The 19,923-nt window shown below is 65.0% G+C and carries 21 protein-coding genes; 5 read left to right on the top strand and 16 right to left on the bottom strand.

The genetic code is table 11. The features are described from left to right. Positions 1–6: 6 nt before the first annotated feature. The gene (locus DPM33_RS26395) at positions 7–942 is read right to left on the bottom strand and encodes a dihydrodipicolinate synthase family protein (protein WP_112100330.1); all 936 of its coding nucleotides are present in this window, start codon (positions 940–942) and stop codon (positions 7–9) included. A 68-nt stretch (positions 943–1,010) separates the two neighbouring features. Here DPM33_RS26395 and DPM33_RS26390 point away from each other — a divergent pair, with 68 nt between their 5' ends. Beyond that, positions 1,011–1,715 (top strand): GntR family transcriptional regulator, encoded by a 705-nt coding sequence (locus tag DPM33_RS26390; protein ID WP_245442392.1) that lies wholly within the window; start codon positions 1,011–1,013, stop codon positions 1,713–1,715. Between the two features lie 25 nt (positions 1,716–1,740). Here the strand turns inward: DPM33_RS26390 and DPM33_RS26385 are convergent, their stop codons facing one another. The 3 genes from DPM33_RS26385 to DPM33_RS26375 form a co-directional block, all read right to left on the bottom strand. After that, entirely contained in the window at positions 1,741–2,058 is a 318-nt protein-coding gene (locus DPM33_RS26385) for a hypothetical protein (protein WP_167449228.1), read from the bottom strand. 261 nt (positions 2,059–2,319) lie between these two features. Then, positions 2,320–2,622 carry a hypothetical protein gene (locus tag DPM33_RS26380; RefSeq protein ID WP_112100329.1) on the bottom strand — a complete coding sequence of 101 codons (303 nt, stop codon included), beginning with the start codon at positions 2,620–2,622 and terminating at the stop codon, positions 2,320–2,322. 277 nt (positions 2,623–2,899) lie between these two features. Then, on the bottom strand, positions 2,900–4,396 hold the full coding sequence (locus tag DPM33_RS26375; protein WP_112100328.1) for a CoA-acylating methylmalonate-semialdehyde dehydrogenase: 1,497 nt from the start codon (positions 4,394–4,396) through the stop codon (positions 2,900–2,902). Between the two features lie 158 nt (positions 4,397–4,554). Between DPM33_RS26375 and DPM33_RS26370 the strand changes: the two genes are divergently transcribed. The 3 genes from DPM33_RS26370 (at position 4,555) to DPM33_RS26360 (ending at position 8,215) form a co-directional block, all read left to right on the top strand. Further along, positions 4,555–5,436 (top strand): LysR family transcriptional regulator, encoded by an 882-nt coding sequence (locus DPM33_RS26370; RefSeq protein ID WP_112100327.1) that lies wholly within the window; start codon positions 4,555–4,557, stop codon positions 5,434–5,436. A 182-nt stretch (positions 5,437–5,618) separates the two neighbouring features. Beyond that, a complete protein-coding gene (locus DPM33_RS26365) occupies positions 5,619–6,059 on the top strand; it encodes a phospholipase A2 family protein (protein WP_112100326.1) in 441 nt (146 codons plus the stop codon). After that, positions 6,056–8,215: a phospholipase D-like domain-containing protein gene (locus tag DPM33_RS26360; RefSeq protein ID WP_112100325.1), complete on the top strand. Its 2,160-nt coding sequence runs from the start codon at positions 6,056–6,058 to the stop codon at positions 8,213–8,215. Before DPM33_RS26365 ends, DPM33_RS26360 begins: the two co-directional genes overlap by 4 nt. Positions 8,216–8,378: 163 nt before the next feature. Here the strand turns inward: DPM33_RS26360 and DPM33_RS26355 are convergent, their stop codons facing one another. The 12 genes from DPM33_RS26355 to rsfS form a co-directional block, all read right to left on the bottom strand. Continuing rightward, the gene (locus DPM33_RS26355; RefSeq protein ID WP_112100324.1) at positions 8,379–9,641 is read right to left on the bottom strand and encodes a D-amino acid dehydrogenase; all 1,263 of its coding nucleotides are present in this window, start codon (positions 9,639–9,641) and stop codon (positions 8,379–8,381) included. 22 nt (positions 9,642–9,663) lie between these two features. Further along, a complete protein-coding gene (locus tag DPM33_RS26350; RefSeq protein ID WP_112100323.1) occupies positions 9,664–10,200 on the bottom strand; it encodes a GreA/GreB family elongation factor in 537 nt (178 codons plus the stop codon). Next, a complete protein-coding gene (gene rnk, locus DPM33_RS26345) occupies positions 10,197–10,613 on the bottom strand; it encodes a nucleoside diphosphate kinase regulator (protein ID WP_112100322.1) in 417 nt (138 codons plus the stop codon). Before rnk ends, DPM33_RS26350 begins: the two co-directional genes overlap by 4 nt. Positions 10,614–10,903: 290 nt before the next feature. Continuing rightward, a complete protein-coding gene (gene alr / locus DPM33_RS26340; RefSeq protein ID WP_112100321.1) occupies positions 10,904–12,052 on the bottom strand; it encodes an alanine racemase in 1,149 nt (382 codons plus the stop codon). A gap of 382 nt (positions 12,053–12,434) precedes the next feature. Then, a complete protein-coding gene (locus DPM33_RS26330) occupies positions 12,435–12,950 on the bottom strand; it encodes an RNA pyrophosphohydrolase (RefSeq protein ID WP_112100320.1) in 516 nt (171 codons plus the stop codon). A 52-nt stretch (positions 12,951–13,002) separates the two neighbouring features. Beyond that, the gene (locus DPM33_RS26325) at positions 13,003–14,190 is read right to left on the bottom strand and encodes a divergent polysaccharide deacetylase family protein (protein ID WP_112100319.1); all 1,188 of its coding nucleotides are present in this window, start codon (positions 14,188–14,190) and stop codon (positions 13,003–13,005) included. Positions 14,191–14,389: 199 nt separating this feature from the next. Then, on the bottom strand, positions 14,390–15,721 hold the full coding sequence (locus DPM33_RS26320) for a S41 family peptidase (protein ID WP_167449227.1): 1,332 nt from the start codon (positions 15,719–15,721) through the stop codon (positions 14,390–14,392). A gap of 1 nt (position 15,722) precedes the next feature. Beyond that, the gene (locus DPM33_RS26315) at positions 15,723–17,057 is read right to left on the bottom strand and encodes a murein hydrolase activator EnvC family protein (RefSeq protein WP_112100318.1); all 1,335 of its coding nucleotides are present in this window, start codon (positions 17,055–17,057) and stop codon (positions 15,723–15,725) included. Positions 17,058–17,158: 101 nt separating this feature from the next. Next, the gene (locus tag DPM33_RS26310) at positions 17,159–17,515 is read right to left on the bottom strand and encodes a type II toxin-antitoxin system RelE/ParE family toxin (RefSeq protein WP_112100317.1); all 357 of its coding nucleotides are present in this window, start codon (positions 17,513–17,515) and stop codon (positions 17,159–17,161) included. A 2-nt stretch (positions 17,516–17,517) separates the two neighbouring features. Then, complete coding sequence (locus tag DPM33_RS26305) at positions 17,518–17,778, bottom strand: ribbon-helix-helix domain-containing protein (RefSeq protein WP_112100316.1); 261 nt, start codon at positions 17,776–17,778, stop codon at positions 17,518–17,520. A gap of 122 nt (positions 17,779–17,900) precedes the next feature. Further along, a complete protein-coding gene (rlmH, locus tag DPM33_RS26300) occupies positions 17,901–18,383 on the bottom strand; it encodes a 23S rRNA (pseudouridine(1915)-N(3))-methyltransferase RlmH (RefSeq protein ID WP_112100315.1) in 483 nt (160 codons plus the stop codon). 63 nt (positions 18,384–18,446) lie between these two features. Beyond that, the gene (gene rsfS, locus DPM33_RS26295; RefSeq protein WP_112100314.1) at positions 18,447–18,824 is read right to left on the bottom strand and encodes a ribosome silencing factor; all 378 of its coding nucleotides are present in this window, start codon (positions 18,822–18,824) and stop codon (positions 18,447–18,449) included. Positions 18,825–19,066: 242 nt separating this feature from the next. Between rsfS and DPM33_RS26290 the strand changes: the two genes are divergently transcribed. Continuing rightward, entirely contained in the window at positions 19,067–19,918 is an 852-nt protein-coding gene (locus DPM33_RS26290) for a mechanosensitive ion channel family protein (RefSeq protein ID WP_112100313.1), read from the top strand. Positions 19,919–19,923: the final 5 nt, after the last annotated feature.

Genomic DNA, 19,923 nt, shown 5'->3' with positions numbered 1-19,923 from the left:
TGTCCTTTATTCGGCCGCCACCAGTCTGTCCGTCGATCGAGCACTTGCCTGGAGCGACGGCAACTTCGGCCGCACCGCCAGCGCATCCCGGACGATCGTCTCGACCGCCTTGCGGCGTTCGCCCGACAGCGGCTGGCGCGGCATGCGCACGCGGTCATTGGTACCGATCGCCAGCACTTCGGCAAGCTTGATGTTTTGGACCAGATAGGTCGAGACATCGAGGTCGAGCAAGGGCCGGAACCAGCGGTAGATTGCCAGCGCCTCCTCGCGGCGGCCCTGCTGCATCAGCTGGTAGATGGCGACGGTCTCGCGCGGGAATGCGGTGACCAGGCCGGCGACCCAGCCGATGGCGCCGACCGACAGCGCCTCGAAGGCGAGGTTGTCGACGCCGGTGAAGAGATCGTAACGGTCGCCGAAGCGGTTGATGATCTCAGTCGAGCGGCGGATGTCGTCCGACGATTCCTTGATGGCGACGAAGCGCTTGTCGGACGCCAGCTCCTCCATCAGGTCGACGGTGACGTCGACCCGGTAGGCGAGCCGGTTCGAATAGATCATCACCGGCAGGTCGGCGGCTTCGGCGACGGCACGAAGAGCGGCGACGGTCTCTTCGGGGTTGGTGTGGTAGATCGGGCTCGGCACCACCATCAGCCCATCGGCGCCTTCCTTGGCGGCGCGGCTGGCGATGCTTGCCGCCTCGCGAGTGCCGGGCTCATTGACGGTCAAGAGCACCGGCTTCTTGCCGGCGACCTTCCGCGCCGTCTTCAGCACCTCGATCTTCTCGTCATGCGACAGCATCGGGCCCTCGCCGAGCGATCCGCAGACGACGATGCCGTCGCAGCCGGCCTCCATCTGCAGTCCGTAGCAACGCTCCATCTCGGCATGGTCAAGGCGATCGTCGGCGGTGAATTTGGTCGTGACTGCGGGGAAAACTCCGGTCCACATGGCTCTTTCTCCTCTGATATATCAGTCGTATATCTATTAAGAGTTGGCCTGTCAACGATGAATCCGTTATGATATATGAAAAATATATCAGGAGTCCGTCATTGATCTCCCCACTGATATCCGCTGACGCGAACGCGGCCTTCGAGCCGGCGGCGACCAAGGCTTATCGCGCGTTGGAGCATATGATCGTCACGCTCGAGCTGGCGCCGTCGAGCTTCGTCACCGAGGGGGCGTTGATCGATCGCCTTGGTCTCGGCCGCACCCCGGTACGCGAGGCGATCCAGCGGTTGGCCTGGGAAGGACTTCTCGACATCAGGCCTCGCGCGGGCATCGCGGTCGCGCCGCTTCACGCCGGCGACTGGCTGCGGGTGCTCGACGCGCGGCGCGGCATCGAGGTGGTGCTCGCCCGCTCGGCCGCCCGCTTCGTCACTCGCGAGGCGGCCGACCTGTTCCACGAGGCGGCCCTGGCGATGCAGAAGGCGGTGATCTCCGGCAACGTCCTTGCCTTCATCCAGGCCGACAAGGCGCTCGACGAAGCGCTGGCCATCGCCGCCGACAATCCGTTCGCGGCGCGCGTCGCCGCCCCCTTGCAGACACACAGCCGTCGCTTCTGGTATCGCTACAAGGCCGACACCGGGCTTGCCGAGTCGGCCGAGCACCATGTGGCGCTGATCCGTTCCATCCTCGACGGCGACGAGGAAGCCGCCGCCAAGGACGCCAAGAAGCTGATGGCGCTGCTGCGCGGCCACGCCGAAGTGGCCGCGACGCGTTAGCAGGGCAGCACCTGTTTGAAGCGTCTCAGCCGCCCGGCTGTCTGACGGCGGTGGCCAGCGTGTCTTCCCATCCGTCGCCCGCCGCAAGGATGCAGCTCTGGCCTTTAACGTCGGTCATCACCATGGTCCAGGTTCCACTTGGCGAGACGAAGACCTCGAAGATGGCGACTTCTCCGGCCACGCCGTAGCCGAGCCGCTTCTCCTCGAATGCCGCGGCCAGCCGCGCGATCAGAACGTCGTGGCCGCCGCAGACGACTTGCGACTGCGCCGGGAACGCCGGCAAAGCCATCACGGCGCCGACCGCCGCCAGCTTGATCCATCGAAACGAAAATCCGTGTGCCATGGGGCACCTCCTTCGCCTTCGCATTCCGGCAAGGGAGGCACATACGGCCGCCTCAGTGTGCCGGAAGGCTCCAGGCCGGATTCGACGTCTTCATCACGTCACTCCTTATGGCTTCCGGTCTGTCCTCAGGGAGATCATGACTCCCTGGATTCGATATGGTGAAGCTTCGCCTCGTAAACAAGCGGCGCTTCGGAAAGCACCTTGGTGCAGTTCGCGGCTCGGCCGCCGTGGTTGCGCTCGACCCAACTCCCCGGTGGCGCTTCAGGCGCCCGGCAGCGCCGCGGTGATCGTCGGGCTGTCCCAGCCCTCACCGGCGGACAGGACGCAGCTCTGGCCTTTGGTGTCCGAGGCCAGCACGGTCCAGCTGCCCTGATCCGACACGAAAATCTCGAGTACGACGTTCGGGTTGATCAGACCGCGCCCGGCCTCGCTTTCATGGTACTTGTCGCCAAGCGCCTTGATGATGTCGGCTCGCGCAGCGCATTGTGAGGCTGCGCCCGCTGCCGCGGTTCCACTAGCCGTTGCCGCCGCAACCAACATCGTCGCCATAAGAAATCGTGTCATCCGACACCTCCTCGCGCCAGACGAGAACCCCGGCTGTCACCGGCGCTGTTCGATTGCCTGCACGCAAGGCAGGAATACAGCCTAAGGCGCATGGTGGTCTGTTGGTTCCATCACACGGCGATGGAATTATTAGAAGGTGCGGATGTTCTCTCGACGTGCCGCTTTGGGGCGAACATACCTGGAGTTGCACAGCGACCAGGTCGTGCACCATGCCGCACATAAAAAGAAAGCGCGGTTTGCACCGCGCCTTCTCAATCTTGGCTTATAAGACTGCCGCTCAGTTCATCGTCGGGATGACGAACTCGGCTCCGTCCTTGATGCCGGACGGCCAACGCGAGGTAACGGTCTTGGTCTTGGTGTAGAAGCGGAACGCGTCCGGGCCGTGCTGGTTGAGATCGCCGAAGGACGACGCCTTCCAGCCGCCGAACGTGTAGTAGGCGATCGGCACCGGGATCGGCACGTTGACGCCGACCATGCCGACCTGGACTCTGGATGCGAAGTCACGCGCGGCGTCGCCGTCGCGGGTGAAGATGGCGACGCCGTTGCCCATCTCGTGGTCGTTGGTGAGCTTGATGGCATCCTCATAGCGCGGCGCGCGCACCACCGAGAGCACCGGCCCAAAAATCTCTTCCTTGTAGATGCGCATGTCGGCCGTCACGTTGTCGAACAGGCAGCCGCCCATATAGTAGCCGTTCTCATAGCCCTGCATCTTGAAGCCGCGGCCGTCGACGACGAGCTTGGCGCCTTCCTTGACGCCGATATCGACATAGCCCTTGACGCGCTCCAGCGCCTGCGCCGTCACCAGCGGGCCGAAATCGGCCGCGGAGTCGGTCGAGGGGCCGACCTTCAGGCTTTCGACGCGCGGCACCAGCTTTTCCATCAGCCGGTTGGCGGTATCGTTGCCGACCGGGACCGCCACCGAGATCGCCATGCAGCGTTCGCCGGCCGAACCGTAGCCGGCGCCGATGAGCGCATCGACCGTCTGGTCCATATCGGCGTCGGGCATGATGATCATGTGGTTCTTGGCGCCGCCGAAGCACTGCACGCGCTTGCCCGCGGCGGTGCCGCGCGAATAGATGTAGTGGGCGATCGGCGTCGAGCCGACGAAGCCGACGGCCTTGATGTCCGGATCGTCGAGGATGGCGTCGACCACTTCCTTGTCGCCGTTGACGACGTTGAGGATGCCGGCAGGCAGGCCCGCTTCGAGGAACAGTTCGGCAATGCGGATCGGCACGCCCGGATCGCGCTCGGACGGCTTCAGGATGAAGGCGTTGCCGCAGGCGATCGCCGGAGCGATCTTCCACAGCGGGATCATCGCCGGGAAGTTGAACGGGGTGATGCCGGCGACGACGCCGAGCGGCTGGCGCATCGAATAGACGTCGATGCCGGGGCCGGCGCCGTCGGTGAACTCGCCCTTCATCATATGCGGCGCGCCGATGCAGACCTCGACCACTTCGAGGCCGCGCTGGATGTCGCCCTTGGCGTCGGCGATCGTCTTGCCATGCTCGCGCGCCAGGATGTCGGCCAGCTCGTCATAGTCGCGCTGGACCAGTTCGAGAAATTTCATCAACACGCGCACGCGGCGCTGCGGGTTGGTGGCCGCCCACTTGGGCTGCGCCGCCTTGGCGTTCTCGACCGCGGCGCGCAGTTCCGCCTGCGAGGCCAGTGCCACCGTGCCGCGCACGGAACCGTCCATCGGCTGCATCACATCCTGCTTGCGGCCGCTGGTGCCGGCGACACGCTTGCCGCCGATGAAATGACCGTATTCGATCATGCTTTCTCTCCCTGTTTTGGTGATGATGGCATTGTCCGCCTTTGCGGTGGCGATGGCAACGCGAGGAAGATCGCAACCGTTGTGCGGAAAATAGACAACGATGACCTGGTGTGCATTAATTGCCGCAAATGATGAATTGCTGAAGGCAGGCCGGTCCGATGAACTGGGATGACGTCCGCATCTTCCTCGCCGTGGCGCGCGCCGGCCAGATCCTCGGCGCGGCGAAACGCCTGGAGCTCAACCACGCGACCGTGTCGCGCCGCATCGCCGCGCTCGAGGAAGCGCTGCGCACGAAACTCTTCCGCCGTCTGACCACCGGCAGCGAACTGACGCCGGCCGGCGAACGCTTCCTCGACATCGCCGAGCGCATGGAAGGCGACATGATCGCGGCTCGCTCCACCATTGCCGGCGAGGGCGACGATGTCTCCGGCACCGTGCGCATCGGCGCGCCAGACGGTTTCGGCGTCGCCTTCCTGGCCAAGCGGCTCGGCGAACTGACTGCGCTGCACCGCGAGCTCACGATCCAGCTCGTGCCGGTGCCGCGCTCCTTCTCGCTGTCCAGGCGCGAGGCCGATATCGCGATCACCGTCGAGCGGCCGACCGAGGGCCGGCTGGTGGCCGGCAAGCTGGTCGACTACACGCTCGGCCTGTTCGCTTCCCGCGCCTATGCCGAGGCCAATGGCCTGCCACGGGCGCCGACAGATCTCGGCCGGCATACGCTGATCGGCTATGTGCCGGACCTCATCGTCAGCCCCTCGCTCGACTATGCCGCCGAGTTCAGCCCGGACTGGCGCACCAGCTTCGCCATCTCCTCGGCGCTCGGCCAGGCCGAAGCGGTGCGCTCCGGCGCCGGCATCGGCATCCTGCACACTTTCGTCGCCCGTTCGATGCCGGAGCTCGTGCCCGTCGACATGGTGGCGCCCATCCGGCGCGCTTACTGGCTGGTCTATCACGAATCGGTGAGGCCGCTGCGCCGCGTCCAGCTTGTCGCGAACTTCATCACTAGGGCGGTCGAACGGGAAAGAGGCCTCTTCGTCTAATCTGCGTCGAGCACGAACGAGCCCATCACCTCCCCGGCTTCGTCCGCCAGCGGCGCCCATTTGCGCGCGACTTCCTCGGCGCGCACGTGCCGCCTTGCGCTTGCCACAAAGTCCGCGAGTGTGGCACCAGCGCTTCGCCATGCTATTGCGGGCGAAGGGAATATTGGATCACCGGCGGAAACATGCGAGCCGTTCTTGCCATTCTGCCGCTGCTTTTTCTGTCGGACTGCGCCAATCCCTGGACAAAGGTTCCGGAAGCGGGGCTGCCGAAGCCGATCCGCAACGCCATGGCGCGCCCTTCGCCTTTCGTCATCGGCAATTATTGCGGCCCGGGCACGCGCACCGGCGATCTATCGGCCCGGCCGGTCGACCGTCTCGATGCCGCCTGCCAGGTCCATGACGCCTGCTACATTGCCCGCCACAATCATTGCGACTGCGACAGCGCGCTCGTCGCCTCCGCAAGGGGTATCCGCGACGACAGGACGGCGCCGCGCAAAATGCGCGGCGAGGCCGAATTGCTGATCGCCACCTTCGCGTTTCCCGTCTGCAGTATCTTTCCGCAAGGCTTCTTGCCGCCGCGCGACCCGGCCGAGCTCAAGGCCATGAACGGGACGACCGGATGAGCGTCAGATCGGCCACCATCAGGGTGTTGCTTGGACTGGCGCTGACGGCGCTGGCCAGTTGCGCCGGCATGCCTGGACATTCGGCCTGCGCCTTCTTTCCGGGCGACGAAGCCTGCGGCCGTCTGCCCGTGTCGGCCGACAGCAGCGGCGCCGCGTTCGCCACGGCGCATTATTTCGCCGGCGACGGCGACAAGGCTTATCAGAAGCAGTTCCAGGCGCTGCTCGCTCAAAGCCGCATCGATGCGCTCGACCGCGCCAACGGCACCGGCCGCTTCGGTCGCGACTGGCGCGAGGTCCAGAACAGCCGCTTCCACGCCACCTACCAGGCGCTGCAAAAGCTGGCAAAGCCGCTCGACCAAACGGACCTGACGCCGACGCAAGGCAAGTCCGGCGAGGGTCATTTCACCGGCCGCTGGCGCATGTCGCGGCAGACACTCTATCTCGATGCCGCCGCGCGGCCCGCGGCGCCCAAGACCTTCAGCTTCTCCGGCCTGCAGGCGCGCTCGGTCGAGATCGTGCTGCGTCAGGCAGGGCAACAGCCCGTCGACATCAGCGGCACCTGCAACGGCACGCTCGCGATCCGCGCGTCCAGCCGATCCACCACCGTCGCCAGGAACTCGCCGTTCCACCTCAGCCTGCCGGTAGCCGAAGCCTCCGTCAGCCTGTTTCCCGATGAGGCGCTCCGCCGCTGCGATCTGCGGGTCAGCTCTGCCCTGGCGCCGGCCGGCGCGCCGCTGACCTTGCTGCGCGAGGAGGCCGCCGATCCGTGGATCGCCGGGCTCGACAGCCGCTACGACCGTTGCCCGGTACCCAACCCGTCTGGGCTGGAGGAACTCGACCGCGTCTTTTACGCCAGCCGCTGGCTGTCGCAGACCTGCGCGCTGCCGCTCGGGTTGCCGGTCCTGCTGCGCAAATCGCGCGACGGCTTCAACGCCAAGGTCGACGCGCTGCTCGGCAGGACGCTCCCCGACAGCGCCTTCGACAAGGCCGATCCGGAACTGCCGCTCGATTTCTCCAACGCGCCGAAACTCAGGCTGATCTATCTGTCGTCGCTGGAGTTCAAGGCGGATTTCTCCGGCCGCATCATGGAGCGGCTGATCCGCCATCACGCGGCGCGGGGCACCAAGGTGCGCATCCTGGTGACCGACGTGTTGGAGCGGGAGAAGGACGACGTCATGCTGCACCGGCTGGCATCCGAATTCCCCAATGTCGAACTGCAGGAATATCGCTGGCAGGCCGATCACGGCGCGCCGTTCGACGAACAGATCTCACAGTTGCACAAGACCCATCACATCAAAATGCTGGCGACGCTGGCCGAGGAGCCCGGTCGCTCGCGCGTCATCATCGGCGGCCGCAATATCCATGACGGTTTTCTGTTCCACAAGCCGGTCGACCTGACCCGCTATGGGGACCTCGAGCAATACGGCAAGACCGACGGCTTTTCGCTGAACTACTATTCCAACTGGAGCGACTTCGACATCGAGATCGCCGACCAGGCGACCGTCGAGACGCTGGCCGCGCATCTGTCGACCATCTGGTTGCGTGACGCCGACACCAATTTGTCGCGGCCTTTTTCCGTTCCGGTACCCGGCGGCAGCCCGCGGGGCGCGGCGAGGCATTTCATTTCCGTGCCCTATGAGGACGGGCACGCGCTGGAGGCCTATTTCGTCGAGCTGATCGACACCGCCGAGCATCGTATCGAGATCGTCAACCCCTACCTCAACCTGACGCCCGATATCGCCCGCGCCTTCGACCGCGCGCTCGCCAGGGGCGTGAAGATCGACGTCGTCGGCCGCATCGACCTCAAGGGCGATATTGGCGGCCGGTTCCTCACCGCGCTCAACAAGCTGTTCGTCGAGAGATACGGCGACCGCATCAACATCCGCGAATTCAAGGCGCCGGATGTCGTGCTGCATTCCAAGATCATGATGATCGACGAAAGGCTGGTGGCCATTTCCTCGGTCAACCTCAACAACCGCAGCTTCTTCCATGACTCGGAGAACGGCATGGTGGTGCTCGATCCGGCTTTCTACCGCCGCATGAAGCCGGTCTATGACGACTATCTCGCCCATTCGCGCCCGGTCGCCACCAATGTCACGATCGGCTGGCCCTACCGGCTGCTGTTCAGCGACAGCTGGGTCCGGGAGGCGTTCTGACGCCACCGCTAGAAATGAATCAAGGTGTGTCGAGATTCAGGTCAGGCCGGGCCGAAAATGGTGGGTTCCGAGAACCGGAGCGGAGCGTACTTTTTGTACGTGAGCACCGGAAGCGCAGGAAGCCGCCATTTGCAGGCCGGCCTCACCTGAATATCGGCGCACCTTAGATGGGTTTCAGGTACCGTTCCGGGCTAAGATCACGCGCGTTGATCTCCGGCACCCGGTTCGACATGATGTCGGCGAGCACCTTGGCCGAGCCGCAGGCCATGGTCCAGCCGAGCGTGCCGTGGCCGGTGTTGAGGTAGAGATTGGCAACCTCGCTTAACCCGATCAAGGGCGGTCCGTCCGGCGTCATCGGCCGCAAGCCGCACCAGAAGCTCGCCGCCTTGAGGTCGCCGCCGCCGGGGAAAAGATCGCCGACCGAATGTTCGAGCGTACGGCGGCGCGATTCATGCAGGCGAAGATCATAGCCTGAAATCTCCGCCGTGCCGCCGACGCGAATACGGTCGCCGAGCCTGGTGATCGCCACCTTGTAGGTCTCGTCCATGACGGTCGACACGGGTGCGGCATCGGCATTGCTGATCGGCACGGTGATCGAATAGCCCTTCACCGGATAGACAGGAATCGGCCGCCCCAGCGTGCGCATGAATTGCGACGAATAGCTGCCCATCGCCATGACGAAGGCGTCCGCGGATTTCCATCCGGTATCCGTAAGGACATTGGTAAGGCGGTTGCGGTTCCTGACGATTTTTCGGATGGTCGAGCCGTATTCGAAGATGACGCCGCGCGCCACGCAGAGTTCCGCGAGCCTGTCGGTGAACATCTTGCAGTCGCCGGTCTCGTCGCCGGGAAGCCTGAGGCCGCCGACGAACTTTTCGCGCACCGCCGCAAGCGCCGGCTCGGCGCCGACACAGCCGTCGCGGTCGAGGATCTCGTAAGGCACGCCGTATTTCTTCAGCACCTCGACGTCGCCTCCGGTGCCGTCGAGCTGCTTCTGTTTGCGGAAAAGCTGGAGCGTGCCCTTGGTTCGTTCGTCGTAGGTAATGCCGGTTGATTCGCGCAGCGCCTTCAGCGTGTCGCGGCTGTATTCGGCAAGCGGCACCATGCGCGACTTGTTGAGCGCGTAGCGCTCGGCCGTGCAGTTGCGCAGCATCTTGAGCAGCCAACTCCACATGTTCGGGTCGAAAGCCGGCCGCACGACCAGCGGGCCGTATTTCATCAGCAGCCATTTGACGGCTTTGACCGGGATGCCCGGCCCTGCCCAGGGCGAGGCATAGCCGGGCGACACTTCGCCGGCATTGGCGAAGCTGGTTTCGAGCGCCGGTCCGGGCTGGCGATCATAGACGGTCACTTCATGGCCGGCCTCGGTGAGGAAGTAGGCGGTGGTGACCCCGATGACGCCGCCGCCTAGCACGATGACTTTCATTCCACGCTCCCTCAAAGGCCGATCATGCCGCGGAAGGGCCCGGATCGTCCCCTTCTGTCTGCCGGATTTTGCCGCGCCCGCCAAGGGGCCAGTGGTCGGCGGGTGCGCTGTAGACCAGTTTGAGCCCGCGACGCCGCCGTTCAGCGGCACGATCCTGCGCCGCCTGCCGCGCGGTCTCCGGCTGGTAGGCCACCTCCTCGAGAAGGATCGGCTCGGCACGGCCATCGGGCCACACAGCCAGCGCGGATTGGCCTGCCCGCATGCCAAGCAGGCAGAGGCCGCGCCACGTGCCGACCGGCAGGCCGGATCCGACAGGAGCGGATGCTTCGGCCTGCACCAGCGTCCGCGTTTCGGATGGGCCGCCGCTGGCGCGGAAAATCACCCGGCTGTTGAGCGTGGCAAGATCCGGCTCGACAGCCCCCGTCGCAATCACGCGGCTTTCGGCGAGCTTGCGCTCGAGCATCGGCACGATCGGATCGGCGAGCGCGCGTCGGCGCATCAGCATCGCTTTCAGCACCGCGAAGTCCTTGGCCGTCAGGCGGTAGAAGGTCCCGGTCATGGCGCCCTCCGTCTCTGCTCGACGGCGTCGATCGTTGCGGAAAGAACCCGGCTGTCGCGGCTTCGCCAGGAGACCGTGCGTCCGGCCCGGGCGCCGATCAGCGCCGTTCCAAGCGGCGTCAGCACCGATATGCGTTTCTCGGCGATGTCCGCCTCGGCCGGATAGACCAGCGTCACCTTCTGGACGCTTCCTTCCGCGCCCTGCAGCGTCACCGTCGAGCCCATCCGCACCACGTCGGCGGGCATCGCCGCTTCGGCGGCGATCCTGGCCCGGTCCATCTCGGCAAGCAGGTCCTCGGCCATGTCGGGCACGCGGTCGAGAAAGGCCCTGGCGAGGCTGCTCAGCCGGTCGTGATCCCCGGCGCTGACAAGGATGGTGTTGTTTCGGGAACGCGATTGCGTTGCTGCATGCATGGCATACCTCATGGACAGGCGCATCGGCGACCGAATGCGCGCATGCCGCCGGCTCCCGGTCTTCTCCAGGAATAGCGGCGGCGAACAAACCCGGGCCGCAAGGGCCGCCGGCTCGATGAAAATGTCTGGAACTCAAACGCCCCGGTTCATGCGGCCGCCGGCAAAGGCGGTCGCGCCGGGGTTACGCTCCCGCGATGGGGCAAACCCTGAAACAGGTTTTGGTATAAGCGAGGTTGCTCATGCCCCGAGCCTTGCCGAGAAGCACCAACTTGTCAAGCAAAGCACCCGGTTCAGGCGCCGATGTAGCGGCGGTGAAAGCGCGCGCCGAGGCTGATCAATACCTCGTAACCGATGGTGCCGGCGTGCCCGGCCGCGTCGTCGACGCTTTGCGACGGACCGATCAGCTCGACCAGGTCGCCCTCACGCAGCCTGCTTGCCGGAAGCGCCGAGATGTCGAGGATTATCGAGTCCATCGACACGCGCCCGACGAAAGGCAATCGCGCACCCTCGAACCAGGCAGCCGAAGCGGCGCGCCGATGCCAGCCGTCGCCATAGCCGAGCGAGATCGTCGCCAGCCTGAGCGGCGCGTCCGCCTGGTGCGCGTGGCCATAGCCGATGCCCGCGCCGGTATCGACTTCCCGCGTCTGCGCCACCTTGGCCTGCAGCCCGATCACCGGCAGCATCGGATTGGGTTCGTTGGGCATCGGGTTGACGCCGTAGAGCGCGGCGCCCGGACGGGCAAGGTCGTAGTGATAGGCCGGTCCGAGAAAGATGCCGGACGAGTTGGCCAAAGAGGCGGGGGCTACGGGCAGCATCTTGCGCAGCCGTTCGAATTCGCGCCGCTGATTCTCGTTCGCCGCCTCTTGCGGCTCGTCGGCGCGGGCGAGATGGCTCATCACGAAACGGATGTCGATGCCCTCGAAGGCGCCCGCCTCCACCGCGACCGCCTCGACTTCCGCCGGCGCCATGCCGAGCCGGGCCATGCCGCTGTCGACCTGGACGGCGGCAGGCAGACCCTTGGCCATGCTTCGCGCGATCTCGCGCCAGGCCTTCAACTGGATGGCGCTGTTGATGACCGGGCAAAGCCCGGCCGTCGCGGCTTCCGCTTCGGAGCCGGGCGGCAGCCCGTTCAGCACGAAGATGTCCGGCCCCGGGCCGATCGCCTTGCGCAGCGCGATGCCCTCGCCGAGCAACGCGACAAAGAAGATATCGCAGCCTTCTTTCATCAGCGCCGCGGCCACTTGCGCGGCGCCGAGCCCATAGCCGTCGGCCTTGAGCACACCGGCGCAGCGGACGCCATTGAGCCGCGCCTTGAGCCGCCGGTGGTTTTCCCGGATGGCGCCGAGATCGATGGTCAGGATCGCGCCGGCGGCCGCCTCGCTTACAGTCGAACCACCGGCAGCGACTGTTTGCAGCGAGGTCACTTCGGCATCACTCATCAAGGCAATCGCCTCAGACGGTTTGCAATTGTTGCGGCGACGCACGACTGTCGACGCCGGCGCCGCCCCTCACCTGCCTGCCGGCATCCTCTCCCCGTATAGTGACGGGGAGAGGGGCGCTGTCGCCGCCGATTTCGCCAATCACCAACGTCGCAAGAAGCGCGCCGAGGCCGCGACCAGCCCCTTCTCCCCGTCACTATACGGGGAGAAGTGCCCGGCAGGGCGATGAGGCGCAGCGCCGACGCTCCGCTAAAGTGCGCTTGCCGCGCGTCGTTCATGTTTGCCTCTTTGCCTGCAGCGCATCTGCATCAACAAAGCATGATCTCGACTATGGTGCCAACCTCTTCGCTTGCGAACTTAGTTGGAAGCACGCCTGCCACGTCTAGCGAGCCAGGTGCTGGAATGCCGCCACCACCTGCTCGTAGACCTTGCGCTTGAACGGCACGATCAACTCGGGCAGCTCACGCATCGGCCGCCAGGCCCACTCATCGAACTCGGCCGTGTGGCCGCCGGGCGGCGGATTGATCGCGATCTCGCTTTCATCGCCCTCGAAGCGGTAGGCAAACCATTTCTGCGTCTGGCCGCGATAGCGGCCCTTGAAGGCGACGCCGACCAGATGCGGCGGCAGATCGTAATTGATCCAGCGCGGCGCCTCGGCAAGCAGCGACACGCTGCGCATGCCGGTTTCCTCGTAGAGCTCGCGCCCGGCGGCCTCGACCGGCTCCTCGCCCTTGTCGATGCCGCCTTGCGGCATCTGCCAGAGCTGCGTCGTGCCGGCGAACTCGCTGTCCGGTTCGGCGATGCGATGCCCGACCCAGACCAGGCCGGCTTGGTTGAGGATCATCAGCCCGACGCAGGGACGGTAAGGCAGCGTTTCGGGATCGATTGTCTTGGCCATAGGTTAGGATTTCCAGCCGTGTTGGGAATTGACCGCGGCGAGGCGGACAGCGTTAGCCTTTTTGCGGATCGATCGCCACCGCCGAGATCGGCACGATCTCGATGCCGCGCTTCTTCGCTTCGGCGATCCAGGAGGTCACCGTGTCGACCGTGATGTCGAAAGCCGAACCGATGCCGACCGCGCTGCCCTTGGCCCGTGCCGCCGCTTCCAGGCTGTCCAGCTTCTTCAGGATCTCGCCGCGATCCTGCACGGCATCGATCGCCATGTCGCCGGCGACGAATGGCACGCCGTCCTTCAGCGCGAGATCGGAGGCGACGCTGCGCGAGGATGAGCCGTCATCGATATAGGCAAGTCCCCGCCTGCCGAGGTCGGCCATGAACGGTTGCATCGCCGAGGCGTCGGCCGAGAAGCGCGCGCCCATATAGTTCATCACCCCGGTATAGTTGGTCGTGCGCGACAGCGCCCAGTGCAGGCTCTTCAGGTTTTCGTCGGGGCTGGCCGACACCGTCAGTGTATTGCGGCCGGGATTGACGTTAGGATAATCGAACGGCTCGAGCGGCACCTGCATGACGATTTCATGCCCGCTCTGCCTCGCCGCCTGCATCCAGCGGCCGATGCTGTTGCCTTGCGGCGCAAATGCCAGCGTCACTTCGGCGGGCAGCTTGGCGATCGCTGCCTGCGTGCCGGTCTGCGAGACGGCGAGCCCGCCGATGACGATCGCCACGCGCGCGCCGCGCGCGCCGGACCACGGCCGCGCATAGACGTCGAAGGGCCGCCTGCCGTCGGCGGAGCGGATCGGCAGCGGACCGGTCTCGCTGGTCTCGATCAGCGCCCGGTCCGGAATGTGGGCGACCTTGAGATTCTGGCCCAGCGTCGACGGGTCGCGGATGACGATCGCCGCCTTCGGCGGGCCATCGCCCTCCTCGGTCTGGACGTGGATGATCTGCGGGCCGCCGCTCTTCATCGGCGTTCCGGCCTGCGGCGCGGCCGCCGCAACCGGGGCCGGCGCTGGCACCGGCACCGCAGCCGGAGCTGCAGTGACCATTGGTGTCGAGACGGCGGCTTCCTGCGGCTTGCGGAACGGTTCTTCACGCAGCGCTATCGCGCCGGAGACGCCGATCACGCCAAGCACGGCGAGCACAGCGACGAGCGAGCCCGGGCCGATGCCGCGCGAGGCGGGTCGCTTTGGCTGCAGCGACTGTCCAAGCGGGCGTTCGATGTCCTTGCCGATCTCAGCCAAGTTGTGTTCCCCGGAAGCACGCCACTCAAGTGAAGGTCACGATTTTCGTGCGCGTAAACTTCGCAATCGCTGGCGCGATACCCCAGACGCGTGGCGCCCCAACCGCGGTCCCCGAATCAAACTGCCGGAACCTGACGGTCCCGGCAGCATTGCATTGCTTCGCTCAGCCGGCCAGAGCTTTGCCCCGGCCGTGATGGCCTCACTGGTTGAGCACGGCCTTGTCCGGGTTCGGCGGGAACGACGGATCGGTCTTCTCGCCGCGCAGCAGCTGCTCGGCATAGATCAGCTGCAGATCGTCCTTCGGATCCGGCGGCACATAGGCGGCCGAGCCCGAGCCGGTGGAGCTCTCGTCGGCGCCCTTGATGTGGCCCTTGAGGTCGGATTCGCCACGCGTCAGGTCGCGGCCCTGCAAATCCGGCGGCAGCGGCTGGTCGACCTTGATGTCGGGCGTGATGCCCTTGCCCTGGATCGACTTGCCTGACGGCGTGTAATAGAGCGCCGTCGTCAGCCTCAGCGCGCCGTTCTCGCCGAGCGGGATGATGGTCTGCACCGAACCCTTGCCGAAGGACTGCGTGCCGACCACCGTGACGCGGCGCAGATCCTGCAGCGCGCCGGCGACGATTTCCGAGGCGCTCGCCGAACCGCCATTGACCAGCACGATCATCGGCTTGCCGCCGATGTCGTCGACCTGCTTCGGCTTGGCGTCGAAGCGGGTGACGTCCTTCGGATCGCGTCCGCGGGTCGAGACGATTTCGCCGCGCTTGAGGAAGGCGTCCGACACGCTGACCGCCTGGTCGAGCAGGCCGCCCGGATTGAGGCGCAGGTCGAGCACATAGCCCTTCAGCTTGTCGTTCGGCACCTGCTTCTTGATGTTCTCGATGGCGTTCTCGAGATCGTCATAGGTCTTTTCGGTGAAGGAGGTGATCTTCATGTAGCCGATGTCGTTCTCGACCCGGTACTTCACCGCCTTGACCTTGATGATGTCGCGCACGACCGTCAGCTCGATCGGCTTGTCGGCGCCCTGGCGCAGGATGGTGAGCTTGATCGGCGTGTTGACCGGGCCGCGCATCTTCTCGACCGCGTCGTTGAGGGTCAGGCCGCGAACCTCCTCGCCGTCGATCTTGGCGATGTAGTCGCCGGCAAGCACGCCCGCCTTGGCGGCCGGCGTGTCGTCGATCGGCGTGATTACCTTGACCAGGTCGTTCTCCATGGTGACCTCGATGCCGAGGCCGCCGAACTCGCCCTTGGTCTGCACGCGCATGTCCTGCGCCTGCTCGGCATTCATGTAGGAGGAATGCGGATCAAGCGAGGCCAGCATGCCGTTGATGGCGTTCTCGACCAGCGACTTGTCGTCCGGCGGCGTCACATAGTTCGCGCGCACGCGCTCGAAGATGTCGCCGAAGATCGCCAGCTGCTTGTAGGTCTCGGACCCCGCAGCGTTCGCCGCCGAACCCGGTGCGCCGTAGACCAGGCTCATTGCCGATGCGCCCATCAGCGCGCCGGCAAAAAGAAGCGACAGTTTCCGCATCATTTCACGTCCTTCCAGAGAATCGATCCGCCCACCATGGGGCCGGATCGACGGGTTTTCCATCCTTACGGAACTCGACATAGAGCTCCGACGCCGAATTTTCATTCCGCGAGGCCGAGGTGCTTGCCACCCGGGCCTCTCCCATCGCGCCGATCGGCTCTCCTGCGAGCACCGACTGTCCGGTCGCGACGCTGATTCTGCTCATCCCCGCCAGTACGACATGATACCCGTCGCCCGCATTGAGGATCAAGAGTTGACCATAGGAGCGAAACGGCCCCGCATAAAGCACGTTTCCATCCACCGGCGCGGTGACGATGGCCCCCGATTGTGTCGCAACCATGTCGCCTTGCATCGCAGCGCCATTGCCGTCGTCGGTGCCGAAACGGCGTTTGATCTTGCCGATGACCGGCAGCGCGACCTGGCCCTGCAAGGCCGAAAACGGCGCCGATCCCGTGAGGCGGTTGGCCTCCGGCACCGGCAGCGCGGCGAGCTCGGTGGTCGAGGCCGTCGTGTCGTTGTCGGTCGTCTTCCGCTCGCTCGCCTTGACCTTGTCCTGCGCCTTGCGCGCCTTGTCGGCTTCGAGCGATGCGATCAGATCCTTTAGGCTGCTCGCCTTCGCCGCCAGTTCCTGCGAGTGCTGCTGCTCGGCCGCTATAGCCGTCTGTGTATCGGCCTGCAGCTTCTTCTTGGCCTCGAGCAGCATGGTGAGCCGCTTCTTCTCCGCCGTCTGGTCCGTGACGGCGGCGGTGAGTCGCGCCCGTTCCGCCTCGATCGAGGCCGTGACGCGGGTCTGCTCCTTGAGATCGGCCATCAGCCTGTCGGTCTGCTGGCGCAGTTCCGGCACCACCGCGCCGAGCAGGATGGCGCTGCGCACCGACGATAGCGCGTCCTCGGGCTTGACCAGGATCGCCGGCGGCGGATTGAGCCCCATGCGCTGCAGTGCGCCCAGCACTTCGGCCAGCACGTCGCGCCGCGCCATGAGTGAGGCGCGGAGCTTCGTTTCCTCCGCCTTCAACCCTTCGAGCTTGGCGCCGATATCCTCGATGTCCTGGCCGAGCTTCTGCTCGGTCATCGCCGACTGGATGAGCGCCGCGGTGATCGAGGCATAGTCCTTGCGGACCGAGGCGATATCGGCGGCAAGCTTGGCCAGCCGCTCCGACGACAGCGTGATTTCCTTGGAGACCTGTTCGTATTCGGCCCGGCTCTGATCCGGATCGGGCGCAAGATCGAGCGAATTCTCGGCCGCCCGGGCCGGACCGAGCGCGACCACGGCGGCGACAAGGGTCAAGCCGCAGCGGCTGCGCCAAATGCGCGTTCTCGAATTCCAGCCTTCAGACATCAGGCCTCGACTCTATCCGCCGCTTCGTTAACGAATCATCAACCATGTTGGAAGCGCAACAATAACTTGGCGGCCACGCGATTGAGGCGGAAATCGGACAGCTACGTGTCTTCCGATCGTGCCTCCAAGGTTCGCAAATCCTCGGCCAGTCGCACCGGCACGTCCATCCGATCATGCAGGATGCTTATCACGCCGATCCGGTCGCCGGAAAGCTTGCGAAAGAACACATAGTGGCGGCCGTAGTGACTGAAATAGGCGTCCAGCTTCAAGTCGGCGGGAATCGCCAGATTGCCGGGAAGCTTTCGCCAGAGGGTAGGTGCTTCGGAAAGGGTTTGCAGGTGCTGATGCAAGTCCGTGATATAGCCGATGGCCTGGGCTTCGCCCCATTTCTCGACGGTATCGCTCCAGATGTGATCCTGCGCTTCGTCCGCTGGCGGGTAGAACAGGTACCCTGCCATGCCTAGAGGCTTCGGCTTTGATTGCGCCGAATGACATCCTGGGCCGATACGGCCTTAAATTCGCTCTCGTCAGCTCTCAGACCCGGCTCAAGCTGGCGTTTCAGCCAGTCCCACGCTTCGTTGCGGGTTTGCAGATCGCGGCGGATCAGAGCACGGATATATTCGCTCGCGTTTTCATAAAGGCCGTTCTCGCCAATCTGTTGTTGCAGATGAGCCTGCAGTCGACCGCCAACGCGGACATGGATGCTGTTGTCTGCGGCCATGAACCAATCCTTTGCTCCTCCAGATTGTGGAAGGCGTCGCAAATATTGTCAATATTTGCCACACGGTTCCTCCTGGTGACCGCCCGGCCGAGCACGGCCTCGCCCGACCCTTGAGTGCGACATCACGAGCGATGATACGGATGGCCGGATAGGATCGTGGCGATCCGATAAAGCTGCTCGCTCAGCATCACGCGCACCAGCTGGTGCGGCCAGGTCAGAGCGCCGAAGGACAGCACGAGGTCCGCCTGCTCGCGCAACGAGCTGTCATGGCCGTCGGCGCCGCCGATGGCGACGACCAGCGCCTTGCGGCCGCCGTCGCGCAACTGGCCGATGCGGCTGGCCAAGTCCTCCGAGGAAAGCGACTTGCCGCGTTCGTCGAGCAGGATGAGGACGGCGCCCGCCTGCAACTGGGCCTGCAGCTTCTGGGCTTCCTCACGGCGGCGCTCATCGGCGCTCTGTCCGCGGCTCTCGGGGATTTCGACGATGCCGGCAAATTCCAGCCCGACCGCGGGCCCGCTCTTGGCAAAGCGCTCGAAATAGCGGTCGGCGAGTTCTCTCTCGGGGCCGGTCTTCATCCGGCCCACGGCATGAACGGTGATCTTCATCCTCGCCCCGGCGAGCTTCGTCCTAACGCGTACCGTGACGTTTCACGGCACGCGGATCAAGGCTCAGTGCAAGGTCTCTTCCTCGAGGTCCGGCGCCTGCCACATCTTTTCGAGATTGTAGAATTCGCGGACTTCGGGGCGGAAGACATGGACGATGATGTCGCCCGAATCGATCAGGACCCAGTCGGCGCCAGCCAGCCCCTCGACGCGCGCCGTGCCGAGACCGGCATCCTTCAGCGCCTTGAGGAGATGATCGGCGACAGCCGAGACATGACGGTGCGATCGGCCCGAGGCGATGACCATATAGTCGCCGAGGCTCGATTTTCCCTGGATGTCGATTGAGACGATGTTTTCGGCCTTGGAGTCTTCCAGACTGGCAAGGACTGTGTCGATGGCGAGGGATGCGGCGGCGTTTCCGCTGATCCCTGCCGGCGAAGGCATGACGTCAGCCTTCTTCCGCAGTGCTGTTCTCAGTGTGTTTCCTTTCCCAACAAGAACAACCAAATCACCAGGCAAATCAGGTGACACCACTTAGATAGGCAGAGTTCCATTGCAGTTTCAAGACGGGGCGCCCTGCCGGTGCCAACGCGGCCCTCTTCGGCAGGTTCCGCAACTCCCCGAAAAAATCGGAACCCTTTGCGCCCGGCACGGGTTATCGGCTCAACGATCAAAGGGGACTCATCATGCCGACAGACCCGCAAGAGGCACTTCTCGTCGTTCAGGCGGGGCTTGCGCAGCTCTCCACGCTCATCGTTTCCTATTCCTTCTCGGCCATCGGCGCCGTCATCCTGCTGGTCGTCGGCTACTTCGTCGCCGGCCTCGCCGAGCGCTCGATCCGTGCCGGCCTCGGCCATATCCACGGCTTCGACGCGACCTTGCGGCATTTCTTCTCCAAGATCGTGCGCTACGCCATCCTGATCCTGGTCACCATCATGGTGCTCGGCCAGTTCGGAGTGCAGACGGCCTCCATCATCGCCGCCATCGGCGCCATCGGCCTCGCCATCGGGCTGGCGCTGCAGGGGACGCTCCAAAACATTGCGGCCGGCATCATGCTTCTGGCGCTCCGGCCCTTCCGCATCGGCGAATATGTCGAGGTCGGCTCGATTGCCGGCACCATCGAGGAGATCGGCCTGTTCGCCACCAAGCTGCGCTCCGTCGACGGCGTCTATGTGCTGGCGCCCAATTCGACGCTGTGGAACCAGCCGGTGCGCAACTTCACCCGCAATGGCGTGCGCCGCATCGACGTGACCTTGAGCATCGGTTCATGGAACGACATCGACCGGGCGCAAAAAACGCTGCTCTCGATCGCCGGCGCCGAAAAGCGCATCCGGCGAGAACCGGCGCCGATCGCCTTCGTCGCCGGCCTCGGCGACACGACGGTTTCGCTCACCTTGCGCTACTGGACATCCGCCGCCGACTATTTCTCGACCCAGATCGACACGACCAAGCGCGCCAAGCAGGCCTTCGACAGCGAGGGCATCTCGATCCCGCTGCCGCCGCCGGAAGTGCCGGCGCCGGAAGCGCGCAAGCAGTAAGCCGG

This window comes from Mesorhizobium hawassense, from assembly GCF_003289945.1.
Classification (GTDB): Bacteria; Pseudomonadota; Alphaproteobacteria; order Rhizobiales; family Rhizobiaceae; genus Mesorhizobium; species Mesorhizobium hawassense.
Note: the sequence above shows the minus strand (reverse complement) of the source record. Positions and strands in the feature narration are given on the sequence as shown.

Excerpts from the sequence above, each read along its gene's own strand:
- DPM33_RS26395 (WP_112100330.1), bottom strand. The coding sequence starts at position 942 with ATGTGGACCGGAGTTTTCCCCGCAGTCACGACCAAATTCACCGCCGAC.
- DPM33_RS26390 (WP_245442392.1), top strand. The coding sequence starts at position 1,011 with ATGATATATGAAAAATATATCAGGAGTCCGTCATTGATCTCCCCACTG.
- DPM33_RS26385 (WP_167449228.1), bottom strand. The coding sequence starts at position 2,058 with ATGGCACACGGATTTTCGTTTCGATGGATCAAGCTGGCGGCGGTCGGC.
- DPM33_RS26380 (WP_112100329.1), bottom strand. The coding sequence starts at position 2,622 with ATGACACGATTTCTTATGGCGACGATGTTGGTTGCGGCGGCAACGGCT.
- DPM33_RS26375 (WP_112100328.1), bottom strand. The coding sequence starts at position 4,396 with ATGATCGAATACGGTCATTTCATCGGCGGCAAGCGTGTCGCCGGCACC.
- DPM33_RS26370 (WP_112100327.1), top strand. The coding sequence starts at position 4,555 with ATGAACTGGGATGACGTCCGCATCTTCCTCGCCGTGGCGCGCGCCGGC.
- DPM33_RS26365 (WP_112100326.1), top strand. The coding sequence starts at position 5,619 with ATGCGAGCCGTTCTTGCCATTCTGCCGCTGCTTTTTCTGTCGGACTGC.
- DPM33_RS26360 (WP_112100325.1), top strand. The coding sequence starts at position 6,056 with ATGAGCGTCAGATCGGCCACCATCAGGGTGTTGCTTGGACTGGCGCTG.
- DPM33_RS26355 (WP_112100324.1), bottom strand. The coding sequence starts at position 9,641 with ATGAAAGTCATCGTGCTAGGCGGCGGCGTCATCGGGGTCACCACCGCC.
- DPM33_RS26350 (WP_112100323.1), bottom strand. The coding sequence starts at position 10,200 with ATGACCGGGACCTTCTACCGCCTGACGGCCAAGGACTTCGCGGTGCTG.
- rnk (WP_112100322.1), bottom strand. The coding sequence starts at position 10,613 with ATGCATGCAGCAACGCAATCGCGTTCCCGAAACAACACCATCCTTGTC.
- alr (WP_112100321.1), bottom strand. The coding sequence starts at position 12,052 with ATGAGTGATGCCGAAGTGACCTCGCTGCAAACAGTCGCTGCCGGTGGT.
- DPM33_RS26330 (WP_112100320.1), bottom strand. The coding sequence starts at position 12,950 with ATGGCCAAGACAATCGATCCCGAAACGCTGCCTTACCGTCCCTGCGTC.
- DPM33_RS26320 (WP_167449227.1), bottom strand. The coding sequence starts at position 15,721 with ATGATGCGGAAACTGTCGCTTCTTTTTGCCGGCGCGCTGATGGGCGCA.
- DPM33_RS26315 (WP_112100318.1), bottom strand. The coding sequence starts at position 17,057 with ATGTCTGAAGGCTGGAATTCGAGAACGCGCATTTGGCGCAGCCGCTGC.
- DPM33_RS26310 (WP_112100317.1), bottom strand. The coding sequence starts at position 17,515 with ATGGCAGGGTACCTGTTCTACCCGCCAGCGGACGAAGCGCAGGATCAC.
- DPM33_RS26305 (WP_112100316.1), bottom strand. The coding sequence starts at position 17,778 with ATGGCCGCAGACAACAGCATCCATGTCCGCGTTGGCGGTCGACTGCAG.
- rlmH (WP_112100315.1), bottom strand. The coding sequence starts at position 18,383 with ATGAAGATCACCGTTCATGCCGTGGGCCGGATGAAGACCGGCCCCGAG.
- rsfS (WP_112100314.1), bottom strand. The coding sequence starts at position 18,824 with ATGCCTTCGCCGGCAGGGATCAGCGGAAACGCCGCCGCATCCCTCGCC.
- DPM33_RS26290 (WP_112100313.1), top strand. The coding sequence starts at position 19,067 with ATGCCGACAGACCCGCAAGAGGCACTTCTCGTCGTTCAGGCGGGGCTT.